Genomic DNA, 22,800 nt, shown 5'->3' on the forward strand with positions numbered 1-22,800 from the left:
ACCCTCTAAACTATTCATAATAGTAGTTTTTTCATCGAGCTGTACTCCATGGCTGAAGCATTAGAGGTTAAGCACGCACAACGTCAATTGAAGGCTATCAATAAAGCCTTGGCCAGTGGCCGGTTTATGCATGTCCGCAAAACCATTCACGATTTGCCCGCTTGTGATATCGCTCTACTCCTAGAATCATCCCCGAGCAAGTCTAGAACCGAACTATGGGAAATGTTAGACGCCGATTTTTATGGTGATGTTTTAGAGGAGCTATCCGAAGATGTGCGCAACGGTATTATCGGACAAATGCTTCCCGATAAAGTGGTTGATGCCCTTGAAGATATGGAGATTGATAACTTAGCGGAAACCTTAAGCAGTTTGCCGCATTCCGTATCCAAAGACGTTCTCAAGTCCATGGATGAACAAGACCGTCAGCGAGCGGAAAAGGCCCTGTCATATGGCGAGGACACAGCCGGGTTCATCATGAATACCGATACCATTACCCTGCGCTCTGATGTGAATATTGACGTAATTTTGCGGTATTTACGACTCAAAGGCGAAATTCCCGAAAGCACTGACACTTTTTATGTGGTCAGCCGAAATGACACCCTCATTGGAACTGTACCTGTAACAGCGCTTCTCACCGCATTACCTGATTCCAGTATTGAAGATATTATGGATGAGGAAGCTGAGGCCATTCCAGTTGATATGGCTGAAACAGACGTAGCCAAATTATTTGAACGCTATAACTGGTTGTCCGCCCCAGTAGTCGATTCAAATCGACAATTACTAGGGCGAATTACTATTGACGATGTAGTGGATATTATTCGTGAAGACGCTGAACATTCCATGATGAGTATGGCCGGTTTAGATGATGAAGAAGATACTTTTGCACCCGTACTGCAAAGTACTCAGCGTCGCTCTGTGTGGCTTGCGGTTAATTTAGTCACGGCCCTTCTCGCCGCGGCGGTAAGCGACTTGTTTGAAGCGACCTTAAGTCAGATGGCGGTATTAGCCATCTTAAACACCATTGTCCCGAGTATGGGGGGAGTTGCCGGTAATCAAACTTTAACACTGGTTATTCGCGGCATGGCTCTAGGTCATGTAAGCACCGATAACTCAAGGTGGCTAATAAGTAAAGAATTGGCCATTGGCTTTCTAAATGGAGCAGTTTGGGCAATATTAATCGCTTCCGTCATCGCCATTTGGAAACAAGATTGGATGTTAGGTGGCGTGATTGCATTCGCAATGATGATAAATATGGTTGCTGCCGGACTAGCTGGGGCTACGCTCCCCCTAGTGATGAAAAAATTAAAAATTGATCCAGCCCTTGCTGGAAGCGTCATTTTAACCACGATCACTGATGTGGTCGGTATTTTTGCATTTTTAGGCACTGCCACCTTGCTGCTTGTCTAGTCACTGGAGATAAAATTATTAAATCTACACCACAATTAGTCGGATTTATTATTGTGGCATTATTGGCTTTTGCTGGTAACTCTATTTTGTGTAGACTCGCCTTAGCAGAATCAAGCATAGACGCAACGTCTTTCACATTAATTCGCTTAATATCGGGCGCGGCAATGTTAATGCTAATCTTGGTTGTGAAAGGTAATTCCAAGCAAGTCAAAAAGAGTGGCACCTGGCCTGCTAGCTTGGCACTTTTCATTTATGCTGCTGGGTTTTCCTATGCTTATATTGAATTGGATACTGGCGTAGGCGCGCTAATTTTATTTGCTTGCGTACAAATTACCATGCTTATCATCAGTTGGTATTATGGAGCTCGCTTAACCTTAGTCGAGTCTTTGGGTGTCTTGGTTGCATTCGCCGGTTTCATCTACCTTGTATCGCCTGGTGTCGATTCGCCTTCGATAATGGGTGTAATGTTAATGGCCGGGGCAGGTATTGCTTGGGGATACTATTCTATCATCGGGAGTCGTTCATCAACCCCTTTGACTGATACAACGTCTAACTTCATTCGAGCTTCACTCATTTGTTTAATATTGGTCCCATTGTTGTTGATTGAAGCAAGTCAATTTGAAACCATGGGAGTTGTTTATGCACTAGCTTCTGGAATGATCACTTCTGGGGTTGGCTACGCCATTTGGTATAAAGTACTTCCTCACATTCGTTCTAGCGTGGCTGCAGTTTTACAACTAAGTGTGCCGGCAATAGCTGCAGTAGGGGGTTTATTGCTGTTGGATGAGCTACTCACAGCAAAAATGTTAATTGCCAGTGGCGCAATCCTTGGCGGTATCGGATTAGTAATCTACGGTAAACAACAGCAAACAAACTAATCCGGTTCTCGAAGAAAGAAGAAAAGATGATTAATCAGTTAGATTAATCATCTATATTTTTTGAGTTTAGCCAATCATTTAACTTCCCTGTATCCTGCTTTTCAGCCATCTCAAGTTCTTCTACCCAGTCATGGACGTTTTCCCACCATGTTGGGTGATCCCCTTGTTGGATTCTATTCGCAATTTTTTGTACTCTGGCTAAACCAACCGAACCTGCCGCCCCTTTAATTTTGTGAGCTTGAGAACAGACCTCTTCTTTATCATTTGCACTTAAGTTGATATTTAATATTTCCATATAATCAGGCATGTTTTCCTGGAAAACACCAACACTGGTGCGCACCATTTCATGGCCAATGGTATCCACTAACATTTCTAATAAATCCAAGTCCAAAATAGATTCTAGTTCGCTAGGTTTAGCTTCCTCTACCGAAAATTGTGGTATATCTTTTTGATCAACAAACAGGTTATTAAAGACTTCGATTACGCGACTCTTTTTAATTGGTTTAGCGATAACGTCATCCATGCCATTATTAAGATATTCTTGTCGCGTTTTGATTACGTTTGCGGTTAAGGCCACTATCGGTGTTTGCTCTACTAAACCTTCTTCATGTAAGACTGAAGCGACGTTAAATCCGGTCATATCGGGTAACTGAATATCTAGCAAAATCAAATCGTATTGCTTTTCACGGGCCATTTTTAGCGCATCTTGACCATTCATAGCGACTTCAACAGTTTGCCCAAGCTTTTCTAATAGGGCCTTAGCGACCATTACGTTGAGTTCGATATCTTCAACTAGCAGTATCTGCAAACCATGAACCAGTAATTCCTGTAATTGCAAAGGCTTATTATTAATCGTCAGAGGCAGCTCTACGGTAAAGCAAGTTCCCTCTCCTACAACACTATTCACCTTAATTTCGCCATTCATTAAGGTGACCATTTCTTTACAAATAGCCAAACCAATACCGGTTCCTGTGGCAGATTGATGATCTGGATGATTCACCTGATAATACATGGCGAAGATCTTATCCAATTCCGTTTTAGGAATACCGACCCCGGTATCTTTTATGGTAAATTTAACCGAACTGATACCTGGTTTTTCTTCCGTTGCTTCAACGGTTAGATTGACTTTACCTTTCTGGGTAAATTTCACCGCATTAAACAGCAAGTTCCATAAGACCTGACGTAGACGGGTGCCATCAGCTTCAACTTGAAATGGCAGAGGTTCAATAATTTGCGTCTCAAAACGTAAACCTTTATCCGCGGCAAGCAACTGAATAATACTGCCCAATTCATTGGTAAACTCTTTCAACGATACGGTTTTTAGGGAGAGCTCTAGCCTATCGCGATCCAGTTTATCTAAGTCAACTATGTCATTGAAGATATTACCTAAGGTGATACCACTGGCATAAATCGTACTTACCCAAGCATACTGTTCGTCGGATAAATTTGTATCTCGCAGCATGCGGCTTAGGCCAACAATCCCATTCAAAGGCGTACGGAGTTCGTGACTGATGGTGGCAATGAAGGCGGTTTTATCTTTGTTCGCTTTCGTCACTACATTTTCTGCTTGTTTACGCTCGGTAATATCGCGACCAAACGCAAGTAAGCCTAAGCGTGTGCCTTTTTTATCGTAGAATGGCACCTTACGCATTTCATAGTAACGGCGACGACCATCGGCAAATCGCAACCAGACTTCTTCGGTAATACTGGCATTCGTTTCTAACACTTCATGATCACTAGCGACGACTTGCCGAGCCAGATCTTCATCGTATACTTGGTGCGGCGTTAAACCGATTAGTTCTTCTTCGGTTTTCCCTGTCATTTGCTCTGCCACTCGGTTACAGCCGGCAAATTGACCTTCTTCATTGCGGTAATATATTAAATCGGGTGAGGCGTCTATTATCGAGCGGAGCAAGGTAGATAAACGCTTAGCTTGAGACTCTTGTTCAGATTTTTTATTAATTTCACGTTCTAAGTCGTGTAAAACCATCTCGCGTTCTAATTGGGCATTTTTTCGTTGCTCAATTTCGTAATTGAGCTTTTGCACACTTAACTGTAATTCATGATTGCGTAATACATCTTCTTCACGCAATAATTCTAGTTGATGGACGGCTTCAGATAAACTGTCCCTAGATTGCTCCAATTGTTTTACCAGCTTAACAAAAATAGTGAGTACCCAAGGCGCACTCAACATGGTTAAAATGACTGCGCTGATAAAATCCTCAATTTCGACTTCACCACTCATCACCATGCGTATCACATAAGAGCCACTAATAGTAAAAAGCAAAGTTAATAAAACAAAAAATATACTTATTTTGAGTGTGCCGAAACGGATCACAAATCGAGCTACGTCGATTGCCCAAGATTCAATTGGAGCTTTTGAATGCATTTTTGAAATCTCTGAATGAGTAGAAAGTCAATGCTATCAAGAAACACTACCCTAGGTGAATGTTTCAATTAAATTAATATTAAATAAACTGAATTTGTATGCAATTGCTTACCCAAAAGGCTAAAACCTAAGGCTTTTGGGTATAAACTTAGTCTCATTTCTGCCACTAGCTTGAAATTCACATGAACAAAAATTCGACTAACTCTTTATATTCACACTAACAATTTAAATAATAAAGGAGCGCGACTGGAAACAGGTCCAAAGGGCTATTTAATTCACAATCGAAACAATTAGATATAAATTATTCTCAGCTAGTTCTTTACAGTTATGCAGTTTAATTAAATAATTATGCTATTAGAAAGGACCAACAAAACAGATTGTTACAAAAACAATCAAACAATAAACGTTTTATTAACAAATTATTGTCTAATTTCAGGCTTTTTAAAGTGATTTACTTGATTAAAATAGATTTTATAACCAATTGATTTTATTTCACTTTATTACCAGTAATCGCTAAACATCGAAAAAATTGAATGATTCGCTTGTCGTGCACATTGATTTCTACCTTTAATATCGGTATTTTGTCAGGCTGCTCGGCTAAAAATTCATAAAAATTCGATAACCGGCTGGTACCCTCAAACAAACGACAAGAAAACAACATATAACCAGCACAAGCAAAACTGACCACAGAAGTCAGGCTCTGTGCAGCTAAATTCCAACGTTAAAGTTGGCATATACAACCTTTCTCAGCCAAAGGTTGAAGGAGTTACGTTAATGAGTTTGTATAACCCAAATGATTCAAAAGACAACTGTGGCTTTGGATTAATCGCGCACACTGAAGGTGACGCTAGTCATAGACTAGTAACGACCGCAATTGAAGGCCTCGATCGCATGCAGCATCGCGGTGGTATTGCGGCGGATGGTAAAACCGGTGATGGTTGTGGACTGCTGTTGCAAAAACCCGATGAGTTTTTCAATTTAATCGCCGAAGAAAACGGTTGGAAATTGGGCAAAAAGTATGGCGTAGGCATGATTTTCCTCAATCAAGATAAGGAAAAGGCACAGATAGCCCGCCAAACCATTGAAGAAGAATTATCTAAAGAAACCCTAGCAGTGGTTGGTTGGCGCGAAGTGCCGGTTGATCATTCGGTTTTAGGTGATCTTGCAGCTCAAGGTGTACCACAAATTGAACAAGTATTCGTCAATGCACCTCCAGGGTGGCGCAAAAGAGATTTAGAACGCCGCTTATTTATGGTTAGAAGACGAGTTGAAAAAAGACTGGCTGAAGACGATGACTTTTATATCGCCTGTCTATCTGCGTTAGTCATGATTTACAAAGGTTTGGTAATGCCTAAAGACTTACCAAACTTTTATTTAGATCTTGCCGACGAACGCTTGAAATCGGCTATTTGTGTATTCCATCAACGTTTCTCAACGAATACATTGCCTAAATGGCCTTTAGCCCAGCCCTTCAGATTCTTAGCTCATAACGGCGAAATCAATACAATTCGCGGTAACCGAGACTGGGCACAAGCTCGTTCAAATAAATTTATTACGCCTTTATTACCGGATCTTCAAGATGCAGCACCTTTTGTTAATACAGAAGGTTCTGACTCATCTTCGTTAGACAATATGTTGGAATTGTTTTTGGCCGGCGGCATGGATTTATTCCGAGCCATGCGTTTACTTGTGCCACCAGCATATCAAAACAACAGCACCATGGACGATGACTTGCGTGCTTTCTACGAATTTAACTCAATGCATATGGAGCCTTGGGACGGACCTGCCGGTATTGTTATGACCAATGGTCGACATGTTGCCTGTAATCTGGATAGAAACGGTCTTCGTCCAGCTCGCTATGTATTGACAAAAGACGGCTTTATTACCCTTGCCTCAGAAATTGGTATTTGGGATTACAAGCCTGAAGACGTGGTTGAAAAAGGACGTGTAGGGCCTGGTGAAATGCTTGCCGTAGATACATATACGGGTAAGATTTGGCGTTCCAACGAAATTGATGAAGAATTAAAAACACGCCACCCTTATAAAGAGTGGATTGATCAACATATCAAACACCTTAAGCCAATAGAAGAGTGTGATGCGAGCCAAATTGGCAAGCGCGCTTTTGACGACGATATGATGGGCACCTATCACAAGCTATTTAATTATAGCTACGAAGAAAATCAGCAAATCATAAAAGTACTTGCCAATGATGGACAAGAAGCAGTTGGTTCTATGGGTGATGATACTCCTATGGCCGTTATGTCATCGAAGCAACGCACTGTATACGATTATTTCCGCCAACAGTTTGCCCAGGTAACCAACCCGCCAATTGATTCTTTGCGGGAAAATCACGTTATGTCGTTGGCGACTTGTGTTGGTCGTGAACAAAACGTGTTTAGTGAAACTTCCGGTTATGCAAATCGAGTGTTATTCAACTCACCTGTATTGATGTATACCGATCTAAAACAACTTCGCGAATACGATTCAGAATATTATTATTCAGAAATTATCGATTTGAATTACCTTCCTGAAGAAGGACTCAAAAAAGCAATTGAACGCATTTGTAACGAAGTAGAGTACTTAGTTAAGCAAAAACGCGCCGCTTTTGTTGTGTTATCTGATCGCAATATTAAACAAAACCGATTGCCTATTCCTGCAGCGATGGCTGTAGGTGCAGTACAGCGCCGCTTAATTGAAAAGTCACTTCGTTGTGATGCGAATATAGTGGTAGAAACAGCGTCGGCCCGTGACCCTCATCACTTCGCAGTGTTAATTGGTCTGGGCGCAACGGCTGTTTACCCATTCTTAGCCTATGAAACCATTGAACAAATGGTAGAAGAAGGTGAAATTGAACTGACCGCAATGCAAGCCACCTTAAATTACCGCAAGGGAATTAATAAAGGCTTGTATAAAATCATGTCGAAAATGGGTATCAGCACTATCGCTAGTTACCGTAGCTCAAAATTATTTGAAGCTATTGGCATCAACAAAGAAGTGACTGAGTTATGCTTTAAAGGCATTCCAAGTCGTATTCAGGGCGCGGGCTTTGAAGACTTCGAGCAAGATCAAATCAATTTAAATCGAATTGCTTGGTTGAAGCGTAAACCCTTGTCCCATGGCGGGCTATTAAAGTACGTACATGGCGGTGAGTACCATGCCTATAACCCCGATGTAGTTACCACTTTACAGGTAGCAGTCAAATCTGGACGTTATGAAGACTATCAAGCTTATTCAGCGTTAGTAAATGGGCGTTCACCGTCCCACTTCCGAGACTTACTAGAACTGAACCCAGACACGGATCCTATTGACATCAATGAAGTAGAGCCAGCGGATAAGCTATTCCCTCGCTTCGATACTGCAGCAATGTCCATCGGAGCGCTAAGTCCCGAGGCCCATGAAGCCCTCGCGATTGCTATGAACCGATTAGGTGGACAATCAAACTCCGGTGAAGGTGGTGAAGATCCAGCACGCTTTAATACTGAGAAAAACTCAAAAATTAAACAAGTTGCCTCAGGTCGTTTTGGTGTAACTCCGCATTATTTGGTTAATGCTAATGTTATCCAAATTAAAGTTGCTCAAGGAGCTAAGCCAGGAGAAGGTGGACAATTACCTGGCGATAAAGTGAATAATTACATAGCTGAACTGAGATTTTCAGTTCCAGGTGTAACATTGATATCGCCCCCTCCTCATCACGATATCTATTCAATAGAAGATTTAGCGCAACTTATTTTTGACTTGAAGCAAGTTAACCCTAAAGCGCTTATTTCAGTAAAACTGGTTTCCGAACCAGGGGTTGGAACTATCGCAACGGGTGTAGCTAAAGCCTATGCAGACTTAATCACAGTCTCTGGTTACGACGGTGGTACAGGTGCGAGTCCTTTAACTTCTGTTAAATACGCGGGTAGCCCATTTGAGCTTGGTCTTGCAGAAACTCAGCAAGCACTAGTCGAAAATGGGTTGCGTCATAAAGTTCGGGTACAAACCGACGGCGGTCTTAAAACCGGATTAGATGTGGTTAAAGCCGGTATTCTAGGTGCAGAAAGTTTCGGTTTCGGTACGGGTCCTATGGTTGCTTTAGGTTGTAAATATTTACGTATTTGCCATCTGAATAATTGTGCAACAGGTGTGGCAACACAAGATGAAAAACTGCGTGATAACTATTTTATCGGCTTGCCTGAAATGGTGATGAATTACTTTAAGTTCATCGCTCAAGAAGTGCGTGAAATAATGGCCTCTTTAGGGGTGGCTAAGTTTGAAGACTTAGTGGGACGTACTGAGCTGCTAAAAGTAATAGATGGTCTTACCTCACGTCAAAGAAAACTAGATTTGAGTCCGTTGTTAGTGAAACCTAAAGAAGGCTCACATACTAAGCTATTTTGTTCTCAGGATGCCAATGCACCTCTGGATGAAGGCTTACTTAATAAACAAATTTTAGCGGCTTCACAGAAGGCAATCAGCTCCTTGTCCGGGGCGAATTTGACCTTCCCAATTCGCAATACCGATCGCTCTGTAGGTGCTCTTGTCTCTGGCGAAATAGCTAAACAGCATGGCAACCAAGGCATGCATGATGATCCCATTAAAGTGCACTTAACAGGTACTGCGGGACAGAGTTTTGGGGTATGGAATGCCGGTGGATTGGAGTTAACCCTTTGTGGTGATGCCAACGATTATGTTGGTAAAGGCATGACGGGGGGGAAATTGGTTATTTTCCCACCGCGCAACATTACCTTTGATCCTCATGTCAGTACTATTATGGGGAACACCTGTTTATACGGAGCAACTGGCGGAAAATTATTTGCTGCCGGTAAAGCGGGTGAACGCTTTGGCGTGCGTAATTCAGGTGCCATAGCAGTCATTGAAGGTGCAGGTGACAATGGTTGTGAATACATGACCGGCGGTATTGTTGCCATTTTAGGCAGTGTAGGCGTGAACTTTGGCGCAGGCATGACCGGTGGTTTCGCTTATTTGTATGATGAATTTGACGATATTGAGCACCGTGTTAATGGTGAACTTGTGGATATCATGTCGATTGAAGAAAAAGGCATCTTGTCTGAGCATTTACGTGGTTTGATAAACCAACACTACGAAGAAACGGGTAGCGAGCATGCACTTATGTTATTAACTAATTTTGCCAAACAGTTGCAAAAATTCAGATTAATAAAACCTAAGACTAGCGACGTGAAAAATCTGCTAGGCCACATCAGTAGGTCAACAGCAGAATTACGTGTTCAGGCTCAGTAAAGGTAGGGTTTAAAAAATGGCTAAAAATGTATACCAATTTGTAGATGTAGAAAGAATTGATCCTCCGAAAAAGCCCATAATTATGCGCAAAGAGGACTTTGGTGAAATCTATCAACCACTTTCTCAATCTCAAACCGAAGGACAAGCAGATCGTTGTTTGGACTGCGGTAACCCTTATTGTGAGTGGAAATGTCCAGTTCATAACTATATTCCCCAATGGTTAAAGCTAGCGAATGAAGGGAAAATATTAGAAGCAGCAGAGCTATCTCATCAAACCAACAGTTTGCCGGAAGTCTGTGGACGAGTATGTCCACAAGATAGACTTTGCGAGGGTGCTTGTACACTTAACGACGATTTTGGCGCAGTCACCATTGGCAGTATTGAAAAATATATCACTGACACTGCGTTTAAAATGGGTTGGCGTCCAGATATGTCAGGGGTAACTAAAACTGACAAGAAAGTCGCCATAGTTGGCGCAGGACCTGCTGGTCTTGCTTGTGCTGATGTCCTTGTGCGTAACGGTGTAACACCCGTTGTATACGATAAATACGAAGAAATTGGCGGATTGCTCACCTTTGGTATTCCTTCATTTAAACTGGAAAAAGACGTTATCAAGTTGCGTCGTGAAATATTTACCAATATGGGTGTTGAATTTGTTTTGAACACTGAAATTGGCAAAGATATCGAATTTCAACAGTTAATGGACCAATATGATGCGGTATTCCTTGGCATGGGAACCTATAATTCCATGAAAGGTGGATTTGAAAACGAAGGGGTTGAGGGCGTTTATGAAGCGCTTCCTTTCCTCATCGCCAATATTAATCGTGTTATGGGGATTGAAAAACAAGCCTCTGATTTCATCGACATGAAAGATAAAAAAGTCGTTGTATTGGGTGGTGGTGATACCACCATGGACTGCGTGCGCACATCTATTCGCCAAGGTGCTAGCTCAGTCACTTGTGCCTATCGTCGTGACGAAGAAAGCATGCCAGGCTCTCGCCGTGAAGTGGTGAATGCTAAAGAAGAAGGTGTGCAATTCCAGTTTAACTTACAGCCTCTAGATATTGCCGTAGATGAATCAGGTAAAGCCTGTGGTGTTAAGTTGGTAAAAACTGAAATGGGTGAACCTGATGCACAAGGGCGCAGACGTCCGGTTGTAGTTGAAGGGTCTGAACATGTGCTAGAAGCCGATGCTGTGATTATCGCCTTTGGTTTCCAGCCTAGTCCGGCTAATTGGTTCTCTGATTATGGGATTATTTTGGATGAAAAAGGTCGTGTTCGTGCACCTGCACAAGGGCGTTTCCCATTCCAAACTTCAAACCCGAAGATATTCTCTGGAGGCGACATGGTGCGTGGATCAGACTTAGTGGTAACCGCCATTGACGAAGGCCGCAAGGCTGCCGACGGCATTATGGATTACCTAGGTGTTTAAGTTACTTTAACGAACACTTAAATCATTAAGAATAAGAAAAGGGCCTGACGGCCCTTTTTTATTAATTCCCATGTTTTTTGCGCCACATCCCCTTCAGCACCTACTACTCGACCTGTGTAAGATCAATCCTCTTTGGCTATTTGTTTTAGCGCTTGCTCGAAAATCTCTGTTGGTTGGCCACCGCTTATAAGGTGTTTATTATTAACAATGACTGCAGGAACAGAACTGATCCCGGCTTGTTGGTAATGGGCTTGGGCTTTTCGTACATCTTGTTCAAACATATCAGAGTTGAGAATTTCCGCTGCCTTTTCTGAATCTAAACCGACCTGTTCAACTACCTCTAGCAATTGCTTATGATCACTTGGATTACCTGACTGTTTAAAATAGAGATCGAATAATGCGAGTTTGAGTTCTGTTTGTTTACCGCACTCATGGGCCCAATGAAGCAGGCGATGAGCATCAAAGGTATTAAAAATTCGCCCCCCTCCACGGTTGCCGAATTCATACCCTACCTCTAAACCGCGCTGTTTAATTGCTTCACGATTTTGTTCAGCTTGTTCCAGGCTGATGCCATACTTTTGGGTAATGTGCTCACCAATTTCTTGACCTTCGGGGGGCATCTGCGGATTAAGTTCAAAGGGTTGCCAGTCAATATTAACCGTTATTTCTCCAGCCAAATGACTAATTGCTTTGGAGAGTGATTTATAACCGATGATGCACCATGGACAAGATACATCGGAAACTATGTCGATCTGCATGTTTTTCAATTTTAATCCTTATCAAATAACTGAGTTTAATTTAAGAGTGGCTATGTTGATGATTACGAAGTTTACCCACACACTTACGACAAGTGAACGTTGTGGTATCTATGCTTAGCAGTAATATCACTGCGAAACCGATCCCCCAAAAGATAGCCAAAGGATTCAAAGGTACCGTAAAATTAAAGGCCTGGAAGGCTTCCAACCTGAGTTGTTCGTCAGCTTCGTGAACTAAATGCCAAGCTTGTTTAATGGGATGTTGCGTCATAGCAAAATTTTCAGCTTGTAACAATTCAACACGCTGATAAATTGCCCTGATACTATTAGCATCTTGTTTGAATACAGGGTCGTTACTTTCACTATAATGAGCAATAAGTTTTTCAATATTGCCACCAAAGTGCCTGTTAGCAGTGACTTGAAAGCCCGAAAGATTTTGTTTGGCTTCAATTAAATGGGCATCAACTCGTTGTTGATATTGTTGCATGAAGCCAGGAGCTTGTACGCCAATTAACACGCCACTTGCGAATAAAAAAAGTCGTAGATAATCTGCAAATTGTCGGAGTAACCATCTGATCATACTGACTTACTCAATTGTATACGTTAAAAAAAGTGAATCGTCTTGCTCCTAACCTCGGCAACTTCTATAGTGAGGCAAGATGCACATTTATGACAGGTAAAAGGCAGTGAAGTTTAGTTTAAACTCAAAAACCCCCTCAATAGTGACAGTTTTAACTGCTACGCTGATATTTTCAATGGAAACTAACGCCCAAGACAATGGGACGTTGCAAATGACGTCACAAACTTGTCCCGAGGAATTTTATTCGTTGCCCTTGTTCCCCGCACCCAAATTATGCCAAGTGTTTGCTCCTGAACTGCCGGCTAGTTTGACCTACCACGCAGCCACTGATCAACAAAGTGCCTTGGGCTTTTATATCGAGAAACTGGGACAAGCTGACCAGGTTAAAACCCTAAAAGGTCGGATTATGATGCAATATGATGACGCTAAAAAGATCATTATCCTATCCAAAGATGGGGCTGGGACACAAATCGATGTATTGGTGAAGTCCTAGCGTTTTCACGTCCAGATTGCTGCTCTATACTTCTGCACTTTTAGTTAAAAAATTTTAAGCTCCACTTCTGACAGAGTTGTTACCTTGTGGCACTGTCTTTGCTATTTATCCATAAAGATTACAAATTTGATGATGAATTGACAAAAACGTCAATTTTTTGTCTTTTTTATTGAGGAAAGCCCTTATGGAACTAGCCATTATTTTAATGATGATGTTAATCATAGTCGCAATAGCCGCACTTAAGTTAAGTGACAATGGTTTATCATTCCCATTTAAACGAAAAGCCTCCCTACTCACCCACACTGAGCTTAGCTTTTTAGATTTAATCGAAAGTGCCATGGGCCAGCGCTACCGGGTATTGTGTAGAACAAGATTGTCTGAAATCGTTTCTTTGCGTCAAAATACTGACAAACGTGCCGCGAAACATGCACTTATCAAAGCGTCAAGTCGTCAGTTAGATTTTGTATTGTGCCATAAATCCGATATGAGCCCAGTTATGGCAATAGATTTAGTCCACAACGGCGGCAAAGATGGTTATAAAACCCAACGCGATTGGTATGTCACCAGTGCTTTGGATGCCGCTCGAATCCCCCATTTGCGTATAAAGGTAAAATCGGGATACACGAAAGCGGAATTAAAAGAATGTATAGATGCGAAGCTTGCGACAGTGCAACGCAAAACACCTAAGCCTGTTGTACCAGGTACCAACAATCCAGATAACCCTCGCGCGGATAAACCGAAAAGACCTATACGCTCAAATCGTCCTGTCGCAGCCTAATTGACAAGAAACTTATTAGGATAAATTGCTCGCCCTTTGCTGAAAACAACATCAAAGGGCGTTTTTCGAACATCTAATCCTGTTCTTTTCATTTTATCTTGCCGCAATCCTCGCATTTTGAGTCGGTAAATATTAAAATCCGCGCAAATTCAATTAACTAAAAATATCATGAAAATAGCAATTCTAGGCGCTATGGATCAAGAAGTAGCATTGCTAAAAGAAACTCTTGAAAACGTAGAAGTATCTGAGTACGCCCACCTTAATTTTTATTCTGGTCAATTAAATGGCGTCGATGTAATAGTCGCAAAATGTGGAATAGGTAAAGTAGCTGCGTCCGTAGCCACAACAATCCTGATAGATCGTTTCGCCCCTGACTTTGTGGTGAACACCGGCTCGGCAGGTGGCTTTGACACAGATTTGAATATTGGTGATCTCGTTATTGGAACCAGTGTTCAGCACCATGATGTCGATCTCACTCATTTTGGTTATGAACGCGGTCAGGTATACGGTATGCCAGCCATCTTTCCTTGTGACCAACGCCTCATAGAGGCCGCAGAGCACGCCGCTAAAGACGTTGTACATGTTAAAAGTAAGCGCGGTTTAATATGTACTGGCGATTCCTTTATTGGATGTGATGATGCAGCTTCACGGTTAAGAGGACTCTTTCCTGACATGAGAGCAGTGGAAATGGAAGGCGCAGCTATCGGCCAAACTTGTTATATGCTGGATACGCCTTTTGTAGTGATTCGTTCGTTATCAGATATTGCCGGACAAACTTCATCGGTTTCATTTAAATCATATATTGATCAAGCCGCTAAAAATTCTGCTGAGCTAGTAATGAGTATGATTGCAGAAATGGCTGAGCAGCAGAGTTAACCCTGATGATGGCTGAGTATGAAGCCCTTCAGCAATCTGGTTTTTTACCTTTATTGGTAATCATAATCGCCTTGCTATTGGAGTGGCTAATACCTTGGCCGGAAAAAGCACACCCTCTGACACTTTTGCGGCTAATGGCAACCAATCTAGCCGCAAGAGTTAATCCTAATGCACCTAGAAGCGCTGCGCAGCAACGTATCTCTGGCAGTCTAGCAATTATCGTTCTGTTAGCTCCAATATTAGTGATTATTTCAATCCCCTTATTTCTGGCCCAATACCCACTATTTTTTGATGCCATAATGTTACTTGTTGCCATTCAGTTTCAACCTATCAGACGTCATTTTAAAGGACTTGAAAAAGCTTTAAAGTCAGAGAAAAAGAATCTGGCAAGGCATCACTTAAATGGAATTGTACTTCGAGATACCAGTACCCTTTCGCCCATGGGGATAGCAAAAGCGGCAATTGAATCCCTGAATCAGCGATTCATATATCAGCAATTAGCCATAATTTTTTGGTATTTGTTAGCTGGAGGGCTAGGCGCCTTAGTCGTTCGTATGTTGATAGAATTAAATCAAGTTTGGAATATGAAACGGCCTAAAAATCGCTACTTTGGTTTGCCCATTGCATTATTAACTCAATTGCTGGTGTGCCTACCTCAGCTCATCTTTGCTCTGATTTTTTCAATGATAACTAACCCTGTTGGTGCTTTTAAAGGGGTTAAATCCGTTCCCTCAAAATCACATATCAATAGTTTCGTTAAAGGGATGATTGGTGGCGGTTTAGGTATTCAATTAGGTGGCCCCGCCATTTATCACAATACCAAAGTTAGATATCCTCGTGTTGGTGCTAGCCGAGAGGTGCGCTTCGCTGATCTGCAAAGGAGTTGGCAAAGTATCAATTATACGTTGTTTATATTCCTCACCATAATCACCTTAATATTGGCCATCATTTATAAATCGTCTTAACTGATCTTTTTGGTATTTTCTTTTCTATTAATGTGAGCTAGCACAATTAAACAACTTGTAGTTTAATTAAACAGCTAACAGTAATTCGTTTAGTTAGTGTTGTATTCAAGAAACGACTTATCTTTCACTTAAGTAAAATCGGAAGTTTATATGAATCAAGAAAATCATGTTATGGTCACCGGCGATTATAAGGTTGCAGATATTAACTTAGCAGATTGGGGGCGCAAAGAACTCACCATTGCTGAAAGCGAAATGCCCGCATTGATGAAGATCCGCGAAAAGTATCGAAGCTCTCAACCGTTAAAAGGAGCCAATATTCTTGGCTGTATCCACATGACGATTCAAACCGGTGTGCTGATTGAAACCTTGGTCGATTTAGGCGCGAATGTCCGCTGGTCATCTTGCAATATTTTTTCCACTCAAGATCAAGCCGCTGCCGCAATTGTTGCTGCAGGTGTGCCAGTCTATGCTTGGAAAGGTGAAACCGAAGAAGAGTACGAATGGTGTCTAGAGCAAACTATCTTAAAAGATGGAGAACCATGGGATGCGAATATGGTTTTGGATGATGGTGGGGATTTAACTCAAATGCTCCATGACAAGTACCCTGAAGTGTTAAACAAGGTCCATGGCATCACTGAAGAAACCACCACTGGCGTTCACCGCTTATTAGAAATGTTAGAAGCAGGTAGCTTAAAAGTCCCAGCAATCAATGTTAATGATTCTGTCACTAAATCTAAGAATGACAATAAATACGGTTGTCGGCATAGTCTCAATGATGCCATAAAACGCGCAATAGACCATTTAATGGCAGGTAAGAAGGCCCTTGTAATTGGCTATGGTGATGTCGGTAAGGGTTCAGCACAATCACTTCGACAAGAAGGAATGATAGTGCGGATCTCGGAAATTGATCCGATTTGCGCCATGCAAGCGTGTATGGATGGTTTTGAGCTTGTATCCCCTTATGTTGACGGCAACAATAGCGGCAAGATTGAAGATGTTAATTCTTCCTTACTCAGTAACATCGATTTAGTGGTAACCACCACAGGTAATGTAAACGTATGTGATGCAAATATTCTCCGGTCTCTTAAGTGCGGCGCAGTGGTGTGTAATATTGGTCATTTTGATAATGAAATAGATACTGCTTTCATGCGTAAAAATTGGCGTTGGGATGAGATCAAACCCCAAGTTCATAAAGTCTATAGAAGCGAGGATGAACAAGATCATCTCATTTTATTATCTGAAGGCCGATTAGTTAATTTAGGTAATGCTACCGGGCACCCTTCTCGTATAATGGACGGCTCATTTGCGAACCAAGTGCTAGCCCAAATTCTATTGTTTGAGCAAGGATACGCAGACCTGGATGATACACAAAAAGCTCAATTATTGCGGGTAGAAGTACTGCCCAAACATTTAGATGAAGAAGTCGCTAGATATATGGTGGAAGGTTTTGGTGGAGTAATCACTAAATTAACCGAGCAGCAAGCAGATTATATTAACGTGCCCATCGAAGGGCCTTTTAAAACCGACGCTTATCGCTATTAACTCCAGTTTCGAACTTCTATCTTCAAAGCCCAGTACTTACTGACTGTTATTTGCAACACTGAATAACAGTCAGTCAGCGGTCAACTTTGGTCTAATCTCTCCTATATGCTATTTGAAAATTCTGGTTAAGTGCTATTATTAATATACTGAAATCTGAAACTTAACACTTAAACACCAAAGAGAAATGATGTCGGTATACTCAGGAAGAGATAGATATGCGAGTTATAGTTTATCCTATAGCAATAGGATATTAACTGGCGTGGTAACGGGCTCAATCGGAATTCAATTAGCCACCCAATACGACCGCGATCTAACCCAAATTCTACACTCCATAGCAGATAAGTATTTCGCATACGTAGGTGACTTTTCAGCGTGTCAAGCCTATACCGATGATGCGACTGGTGTCGTCCACCTGACTCATCAGAAGACAGAAAAAGCAGGTTGCGTAGTAGATGCTTATTGCATGGGCACAGCTTTGTCGAGGGAACAAATGAGACGCATACGAAGCGACGCAAAAAACCCAGCGTCTCTAGACGAAAGAATTTTCGACGATTATCAGCAGTGTGTTAGTTTCGTTCAATCAGTTTTGGCACAATTTGAGTCTAGCAGTGAAGCCAGTAAGTAATCGGGACATTCAATATTGCTCATTGAACCCCTCCCACTTCCAGCGAGTGCTTGCATTGGGAAATGATGTTCATGGAGATAATTACCTTAATGAGAGGGAATTGGAACGCCTCTTCACTCAATCCTTTCAAAATAATATCAATGCCAGCTTTGTGTCTCTAAAAGGAGACAAACTCATTGGCTTTAGACTAACAATTGCTGCAAATAATTGGCATCCCGATAAATGGTGTACTCCGCAACACTGGAATATTGCTACTAAGCAAGTTTGTTATTTTAAGTGCAATACCGTAGATAGCAGCTACCGTGGAGCAGGTATTGGTTCAAAATTACTTTCTTTATCCATTGAAAAAGCTCGTGAACAAGGTGCTCTGGCCGGTCTGGCACATATTTGGCTAGCAAGCCCAGGGAATAGCGCATTTAGGTATTTTTCTAAATGTGGTGGAAAGCTAATCAAGCGGCATCCGGGAAAATGGCATTCTAGTTATATTGAAGATGGTTATATTTGTCCGGTTTGCAAACAAAATTGTGAATGTGTCGCAGCTGAAATGCTTTTAACGTTCTAGCACTTTTATTTTTGAGTTTACTAACAGGTCTTTATCTGACCTAAGCATTGATCTAAATGTTCGTGTTCCCCTTAGTAGTATGTAACTCAATTTCTGTAAACGACAGATAACAATAAGTATTTAATTGAATATGTATGATCCCATCGTTGAACCCTATCCAAAATCTTATCAACAGTACCCAGATTCATATTGGGCAAACAGTATCGAAAAATTTCCAGAAACTACATCTTTAGTCAATGATATACAGGCTGACATTGCAGTTATTGGTGCTGGATACACCGGCCTTTCCTGTGCTTATCACTTAGCCAAAAATTATGGGAAATCAGTGGTAGTCATTGACGCAAATGATCCTGGCTGGGGATGCAGTGGCCGCAATGCGGGGTTTGTGTTACCCGGCACAGGAAGGTTATCTCTATTCGATATGGAAGAAAAATGGGGTGAATCAACAGCTCAAGGTGTCTTCCAAGAATATATGAAATCTATTGATACGGTTAATGACCTTATTGAACAGGGAAATATTGACTGTGACAAAACCCCAGGCGGTTATCTCAAGCTCGCCCATAAAAGAGCTAAAGTCGAATTATTAAGGAAACAAGCAGATAAATTACAACAACGCTATGGTGAGTCGGTTAAGTTTATTTGTAGCCAAGATGTTAGCAACTCATTCTTGAGAAGTGCCAACATGTATGGTGGCATCTACTTCGACCAAAGTTTTGCGGTTAACCCAATGAAGTTGGTCTTAGGCTATTACGAAATGGCGAGCCAGGCTGGCGTCAAAGTGTTTTCAAATTCCCCAGTAAAAAGATGGCAGCAGAAATCTAACCATCACTGTCTATATACTCAAAATGGCCGAGTAACTGCTGACAAGGTGGTTATCGCCACTAATGGCTATACAGGCACCAATATGCATAAACTGGTCAATCAACGCCATTTCCCTGTCCTTTCAAGCATTATTGTCACTCGCCCGCTAACCGACAGTGAACTTCGCAGTATTGGCCTAAAATCTGGCTTGATGGCAATGGATACTCGAAGAATGAAATACTACTATCGACTGTTACCCGACAATAGAATTCTGTTTGGTGGCCGAGGGGCAATTCAAGGTAAGAATGCGAATAACGCTAGCTTTAAGATGCGCCTGTTGGCAGGGCTCAAAGACACCTTCCCGGAGCTAAATGCTATTGAGGTTGAACACTTTTGGAGTGGCTGGATAAGTGCCACCTACGATAATTACCCTAGAATAAATCACAGTGACGATAAAGGTGTTTACTATTCAATGGGCTACTGCGGCTCTGGACTGGCTTTTTCTACATTGGCAGGCAAACGGTTAGCCCAAAGTATTTGTGAACCGGAGAGTCTACCAGATTTGCCTTTTTGGCAGAGTCAACTTCCAAGGTTTCCATTGGCACGATTTCGTCGGCTTGGTTTAGGCGCTTATTATGCTTTAGCTTCACTTCGAGATTAAAACAACTAAGCACTCACCAGTAACCAGAAGGCATTCAAGTTACTGGTGAGTCGACAATGGCTCGTTGAAACTAGGCTTGAACCCGCTAATTTTTAAGCCAGTTTAACCTTAGCGAATTTGCGTTTACCCACCTGATACACGCCTTCGCTGTTGCGCGCAATTAATTGGCGAGTGTCGTCAACTTTATTACCATCAATTTTAACTGCGCCTTGTTTTATCATGCGCATGGCCTCCGACGTTGAACCAACTAAATTAGCTTCTTTTAGTAGATTGGCAATAGGCATTCCATCCCCCTCTGCGGCCACTTCAACTTCAGGAATATCATCTGGAATTGCATTTTTTTGGAAACGCTGAATAAAATCTTGATGGGCCCCCTCTGCAGCTTCCTGTGAATGGAATCGGGCTATAATCTCTTTCGCTAATTCAATTTTTATATCTCTTGGATTAGCTCCGTTATTAACCGATTCTTTGAGTTGTGCAATGTCCGTAAGCGGTCTAAAACTTAGCAAATCGAAATAACGCCACATAAGTTCGTCGGAAATAGACATAATCTTGCCAAACATATCGTTAGGCGCATCCGTAATTCCGATGTAGTTACCCAGTGACTTAGACATTTTTTGCACGCCATCCAAACCTTCAAGTAACGGCATCATCAGCACTGTCTGTTGAGATTGACCTTCGGCTTTTTGCAGCTCCCGCCCCATTAACAAATTAAAGCGTTGGTCGGTACCACCAAGTTCCACGTCAGACTGCAATGCCACTGAATCCCAACCTTGTACTAACGGGTATAGAAATTCATGAATCGCGATGGCTTGACCATTGTTATAACGCTTTTTGAAATCATCTCTTTCCAACATTCGCGCAACAGTTTGTCTTGCGGCCAACTTAATCAGACCAGCGGCTCCCAAATTATCCATCCACTCGGAATTAAATCGTACAGTGGTTTTTTCAGGATCGAGAATTTTAAACACCTGCTCTTTATAGGTTTCTGCGTTGGCAATAATATCTTCTCGACTCAACGGCTTTCTGGTTACATTTTTACCTGTTGGGTCACCTATCATTCCGGTAAAATCACCGATCAAGAATATTATTTCATGGCCTAGCTCTTGAAATGTCCGCAGTTTATTGATTAAAACGGTGTGACCTAAGTGCAAATCTGGTGCTGTAGGATCAAAGCCAGCTTTAATTTTTAGAGGTTTACCCTCTTTTAACTTGGCAATGAGTTCTTCTTCGATCAAAATTTCGTCCGCTCCGCGCTTAATCTCACGAATTGCGTCCTGCCAATTTGTCATTTTGCTACCTCAATTTTCACACATTAGTTTTTATCAGCCGCGCATTTTACCCATGCAGAGTCGATAGTGAAAGGAATTCTGTATATTTTTGTATAATCATGTATCCTGTAACATGCTCATATAACTGGTTATTTTTTGACCTCAAACTAGAAAAGTAACTAAAATCGTTATATTCTCAATTTAGCCGACTAATTTCAGAGATATTCGTTACAGTGGTACAAAGAACTTTAAAACGCCTACCCACCAAACACAAAGCCTTATTATCTGGCTTTGCGTTATTTTTCTTACTCTTGTTGTTCATTCCGACTGAATCCGCAAAAGCATCCAAAAACAGTCAAATATTGGAAGTTGGCAAACGTTATGACGTGCCGCTCACTATTGATACCCCAGAAAAATTGGCAGATGCGTTAGATGACGAACCTCTACAGTGGCAAACATTTAAAATCAAAAAAGGCGATACCTTAGCTAATATATTTAAACGTGCTAATCTCACTCCGCAAGAAACCTATTATGTCAGTAATGCCGGAAAAGATGCCAAAAGACTACTCAAAATGCGTCCGGGTCAAAGTTTGCAATTATTGATTGATGACCAAGGAAAGCTTGAATCTTTAGGTTACGAGCTGTCTTCTACACAAACCTTATATATCAAACGACAAGAAGCCAATAGCTTTGCCAGTAGCATTGATACTAAGCAAGTAGATACCCGATTAAACTACGCTCAAGGTGAAATAAAAAACAACTTTTGGAACGCTGCAGTTAAAGCAAATTTGTCAGAAAAACATATCATGAGCTTGGCAGGTATTTTTGGTTGGGACATCGACTTCGCATTAGGATTGCGTGAAGGCGACACATTTAATGTCGTTTTCGAAGAACATTTTATCGATGGTGAGTATGTAGAAAGCGGCAAAATAGTGGCTGCAGAGTTTATTAATCAAGGTGAAGCATTTACCGCAATCTTATATGACGATGGTAACTATTACACGCCTGAAGGAAGAAGTATGCGCAAGAGCTTTTTGCGTGCTCCCGTTAATTTTAAATATATTAGTTCAAGCTTTAAGAAAAGACGCTTCCACCCTGTTCAAAAGCGCTGGAAGGCTCACAGAGGCGTAGATTATGCCGCCAATAAAGGGACCCCAGTGATTGCAGCGGGTGACGGTAAAGTTATTCGTTCAACTTATGACAAATACAATGGCAACCATGTGTTTATTCAACACGGGGAAAAGTATGTGACCAAATACCTACACTTTACTAAACGCGCAGTGAAGAAAGGTCAAACGGTGAAGCAAGGACAGGTAATTGGTTACGTCGGTTCTACTGGGTTAGCCTCAGGTCCGCATTTACATTATGAATTTTTGGTGGACGGGGTGCATCGCAACCCGCGCACCGTGACATTGCCAAAAGCACAACCCATTGCAAAATCTGAAGCGGCGCAATTTGCAAAAATTGCTGAAAAACGTGTTAGTCAACTTAACAACACAAAACGAATTATGCTTGCAATGAACCGTTAGTTAGCATTAGGAGCA

17 protein-coding genes are annotated in these 22,800 nt (G+C 41.7%); 13 read left to right on the forward strand and 4 right to left on the reverse strand.

Annotation, left to right across the window (positions count from 1 at the left end; genetic code table 11):
* Positions 1-48 precede the first annotated feature (48 nt).
* Together mgtE and Q4574_RS17595 are read left to right on the forward strand one after the other, a co-directional pair.
* Positions 49-1,407 (forward strand): magnesium transporter, encoded by a 1,359-nt coding sequence (mgtE, locus tag Q4574_RS17590; RefSeq protein ID WP_303475964.1) that lies wholly within the window; start codon positions 49-51, stop codon positions 1,405-1,407.
* Positions 1,408-1,460: 53 nt separating this feature from the next.
* A complete protein-coding gene (locus Q4574_RS17595; RefSeq protein ID WP_303475967.1) occupies positions 1,461-2,285 on the forward strand; it encodes a DMT family transporter in 825 nt (274 codons plus the stop codon).
* A 43-nt stretch (positions 2,286-2,328) separates the two neighbouring features.
* Here the strand turns inward: Q4574_RS17595 and arcB are convergent, their stop codons facing one another.
* Positions 2,329-4,674: an aerobic respiration two-component sensor histidine kinase ArcB gene (arcB, locus tag Q4574_RS17600; RefSeq protein ID WP_303475970.1), complete on the reverse strand. Its 2,346-nt coding sequence runs from the start codon at positions 4,672-4,674 to the stop codon at positions 2,329-2,331.
* Positions 4,675-5,448: 774 nt separating this feature from the next.
* Between arcB and gltB the strand changes: the two genes are divergently transcribed.
* Positions 5,449-9,915: a glutamate synthase large subunit gene (gene gltB / locus Q4574_RS17605; protein WP_303475973.1), complete on the forward strand. Its 4,467-nt coding sequence runs from the start codon at positions 5,449-5,451 to the stop codon at positions 9,913-9,915.
* Positions 9,916-9,931: 16 nt separating this feature from the next.
* On the forward strand, positions 9,932-11,347 hold the full coding sequence (locus Q4574_RS17610; protein WP_303475975.1) for an FAD-dependent oxidoreductase: 1,416 nt from the start codon (positions 9,932-9,934) through the stop codon (positions 11,345-11,347).
* A 122-nt stretch (positions 11,348-11,469) separates the two neighbouring features.
* Here Q4574_RS17610 and Q4574_RS17615 read toward each other — a convergent pair whose 3' ends face one another.
* Positions 11,470-12,105 (reverse strand): DsbA family oxidoreductase, encoded by a 636-nt coding sequence (locus Q4574_RS17615; RefSeq protein WP_303476082.1) that lies wholly within the window; start codon positions 12,103-12,105, stop codon positions 11,470-11,472.
* Between the two features lie 40 nt (positions 12,106-12,145).
* Positions 12,146-12,682, reverse strand: coding sequence for a DUF2937 family protein (locus Q4574_RS17620; RefSeq protein WP_303475978.1), 537 nt, complete (start codon positions 12,680-12,682; stop codon positions 12,146-12,148).
* 106 nt (positions 12,683-12,788) lie between these two features.
* Between Q4574_RS17620 and Q4574_RS17625 the strand changes: the two genes are divergently transcribed.
* From Q4574_RS17625 to Q4574_RS17660, 8 genes are all read left to right on the forward strand, one after another.
* Positions 12,789-13,175 (forward strand): hypothetical protein, encoded by a 387-nt coding sequence (locus Q4574_RS17625; protein ID WP_303475981.1) that lies wholly within the window; start codon positions 12,789-12,791, stop codon positions 13,173-13,175.
* A gap of 184 nt (positions 13,176-13,359) precedes the next feature.
* Entirely contained in the window at positions 13,360-13,953 is a 594-nt protein-coding gene (locus Q4574_RS17630; RefSeq protein ID WP_303475983.1) for a DUF2726 domain-containing protein, read from the forward strand.
* A 168-nt stretch (positions 13,954-14,121) separates the two neighbouring features.
* Positions 14,122-14,829 carry a 5'-methylthioadenosine/adenosylhomocysteine nucleosidase gene (locus Q4574_RS17635; protein WP_303475985.1) on the forward strand — a complete coding sequence of 236 codons (708 nt, stop codon included), beginning with the start codon at positions 14,122-14,124 and terminating at the stop codon, positions 14,827-14,829.
* Between the two features lie 5 nt (positions 14,830-14,834).
* On the forward strand, positions 14,835-15,794 hold the full coding sequence (locus Q4574_RS17640; RefSeq protein WP_303475988.1) for a cobalamin biosynthesis protein: 960 nt from the start codon (positions 14,835-14,837) through the stop codon (positions 15,792-15,794).
* 150 nt (positions 15,795-15,944) lie between these two features.
* A complete protein-coding gene (gene ahcY / locus Q4574_RS17645; protein WP_303475990.1) occupies positions 15,945-17,336 on the forward strand; it encodes an adenosylhomocysteinase in 1,392 nt (463 codons plus the stop codon).
* Between the two features lie 187 nt (positions 17,337-17,523).
* Positions 17,524-17,961, forward strand: coding sequence for a hypothetical protein (locus Q4574_RS17650; RefSeq protein ID WP_303475993.1), 438 nt, complete (start codon positions 17,524-17,526; stop codon positions 17,959-17,961).
* The gene (locus tag Q4574_RS17655) at positions 17,945-18,523 is read left to right on the forward strand and encodes a GNAT family N-acetyltransferase (protein ID WP_303475995.1); all 579 of its coding nucleotides are present in this window, start codon (positions 17,945-17,947) and stop codon (positions 18,521-18,523) included. The genes Q4574_RS17650 and Q4574_RS17655 overlap by 17 nt, the downstream gene beginning before the upstream one ends.
* A 130-nt stretch (positions 18,524-18,653) precedes the next feature.
* Positions 18,654-19,985: an FAD-binding oxidoreductase gene (locus tag Q4574_RS17660; protein ID WP_303476084.1), complete on the forward strand. Its 1,332-nt coding sequence runs from the start codon at positions 18,654-18,656 to the stop codon at positions 19,983-19,985.
* Positions 19,986-20,077: 92 nt separating this feature from the next.
* Here Q4574_RS17660 and tyrS read toward each other — a convergent pair whose 3' ends face one another.
* Positions 20,078-21,277: a tyrosine--tRNA ligase gene (gene tyrS, locus Q4574_RS17665; RefSeq protein WP_303475997.1), complete on the reverse strand. Its 1,200-nt coding sequence runs from the start codon at positions 21,275-21,277 to the stop codon at positions 20,078-20,080.
* Between the two features lie 212 nt (positions 21,278-21,489).
* Between tyrS and Q4574_RS17670 the strand changes: the two genes are divergently transcribed.
* Positions 21,490-22,785, forward strand: coding sequence for a peptidoglycan DD-metalloendopeptidase family protein (locus Q4574_RS17670; protein ID WP_303475999.1), 1,296 nt, complete (start codon positions 21,490-21,492; stop codon positions 22,783-22,785).
* Positions 22,786-22,800 lie beyond the last annotated feature (15 nt).

Origin of the sequence: Aliiglaciecola sp. 3_MG-2023 (assembly GCF_030548205.1) — a bacterium.
GTDB lineage: Bacteria > Pseudomonadota > Gammaproteobacteria > Enterobacterales > Alteromonadaceae > Aliiglaciecola.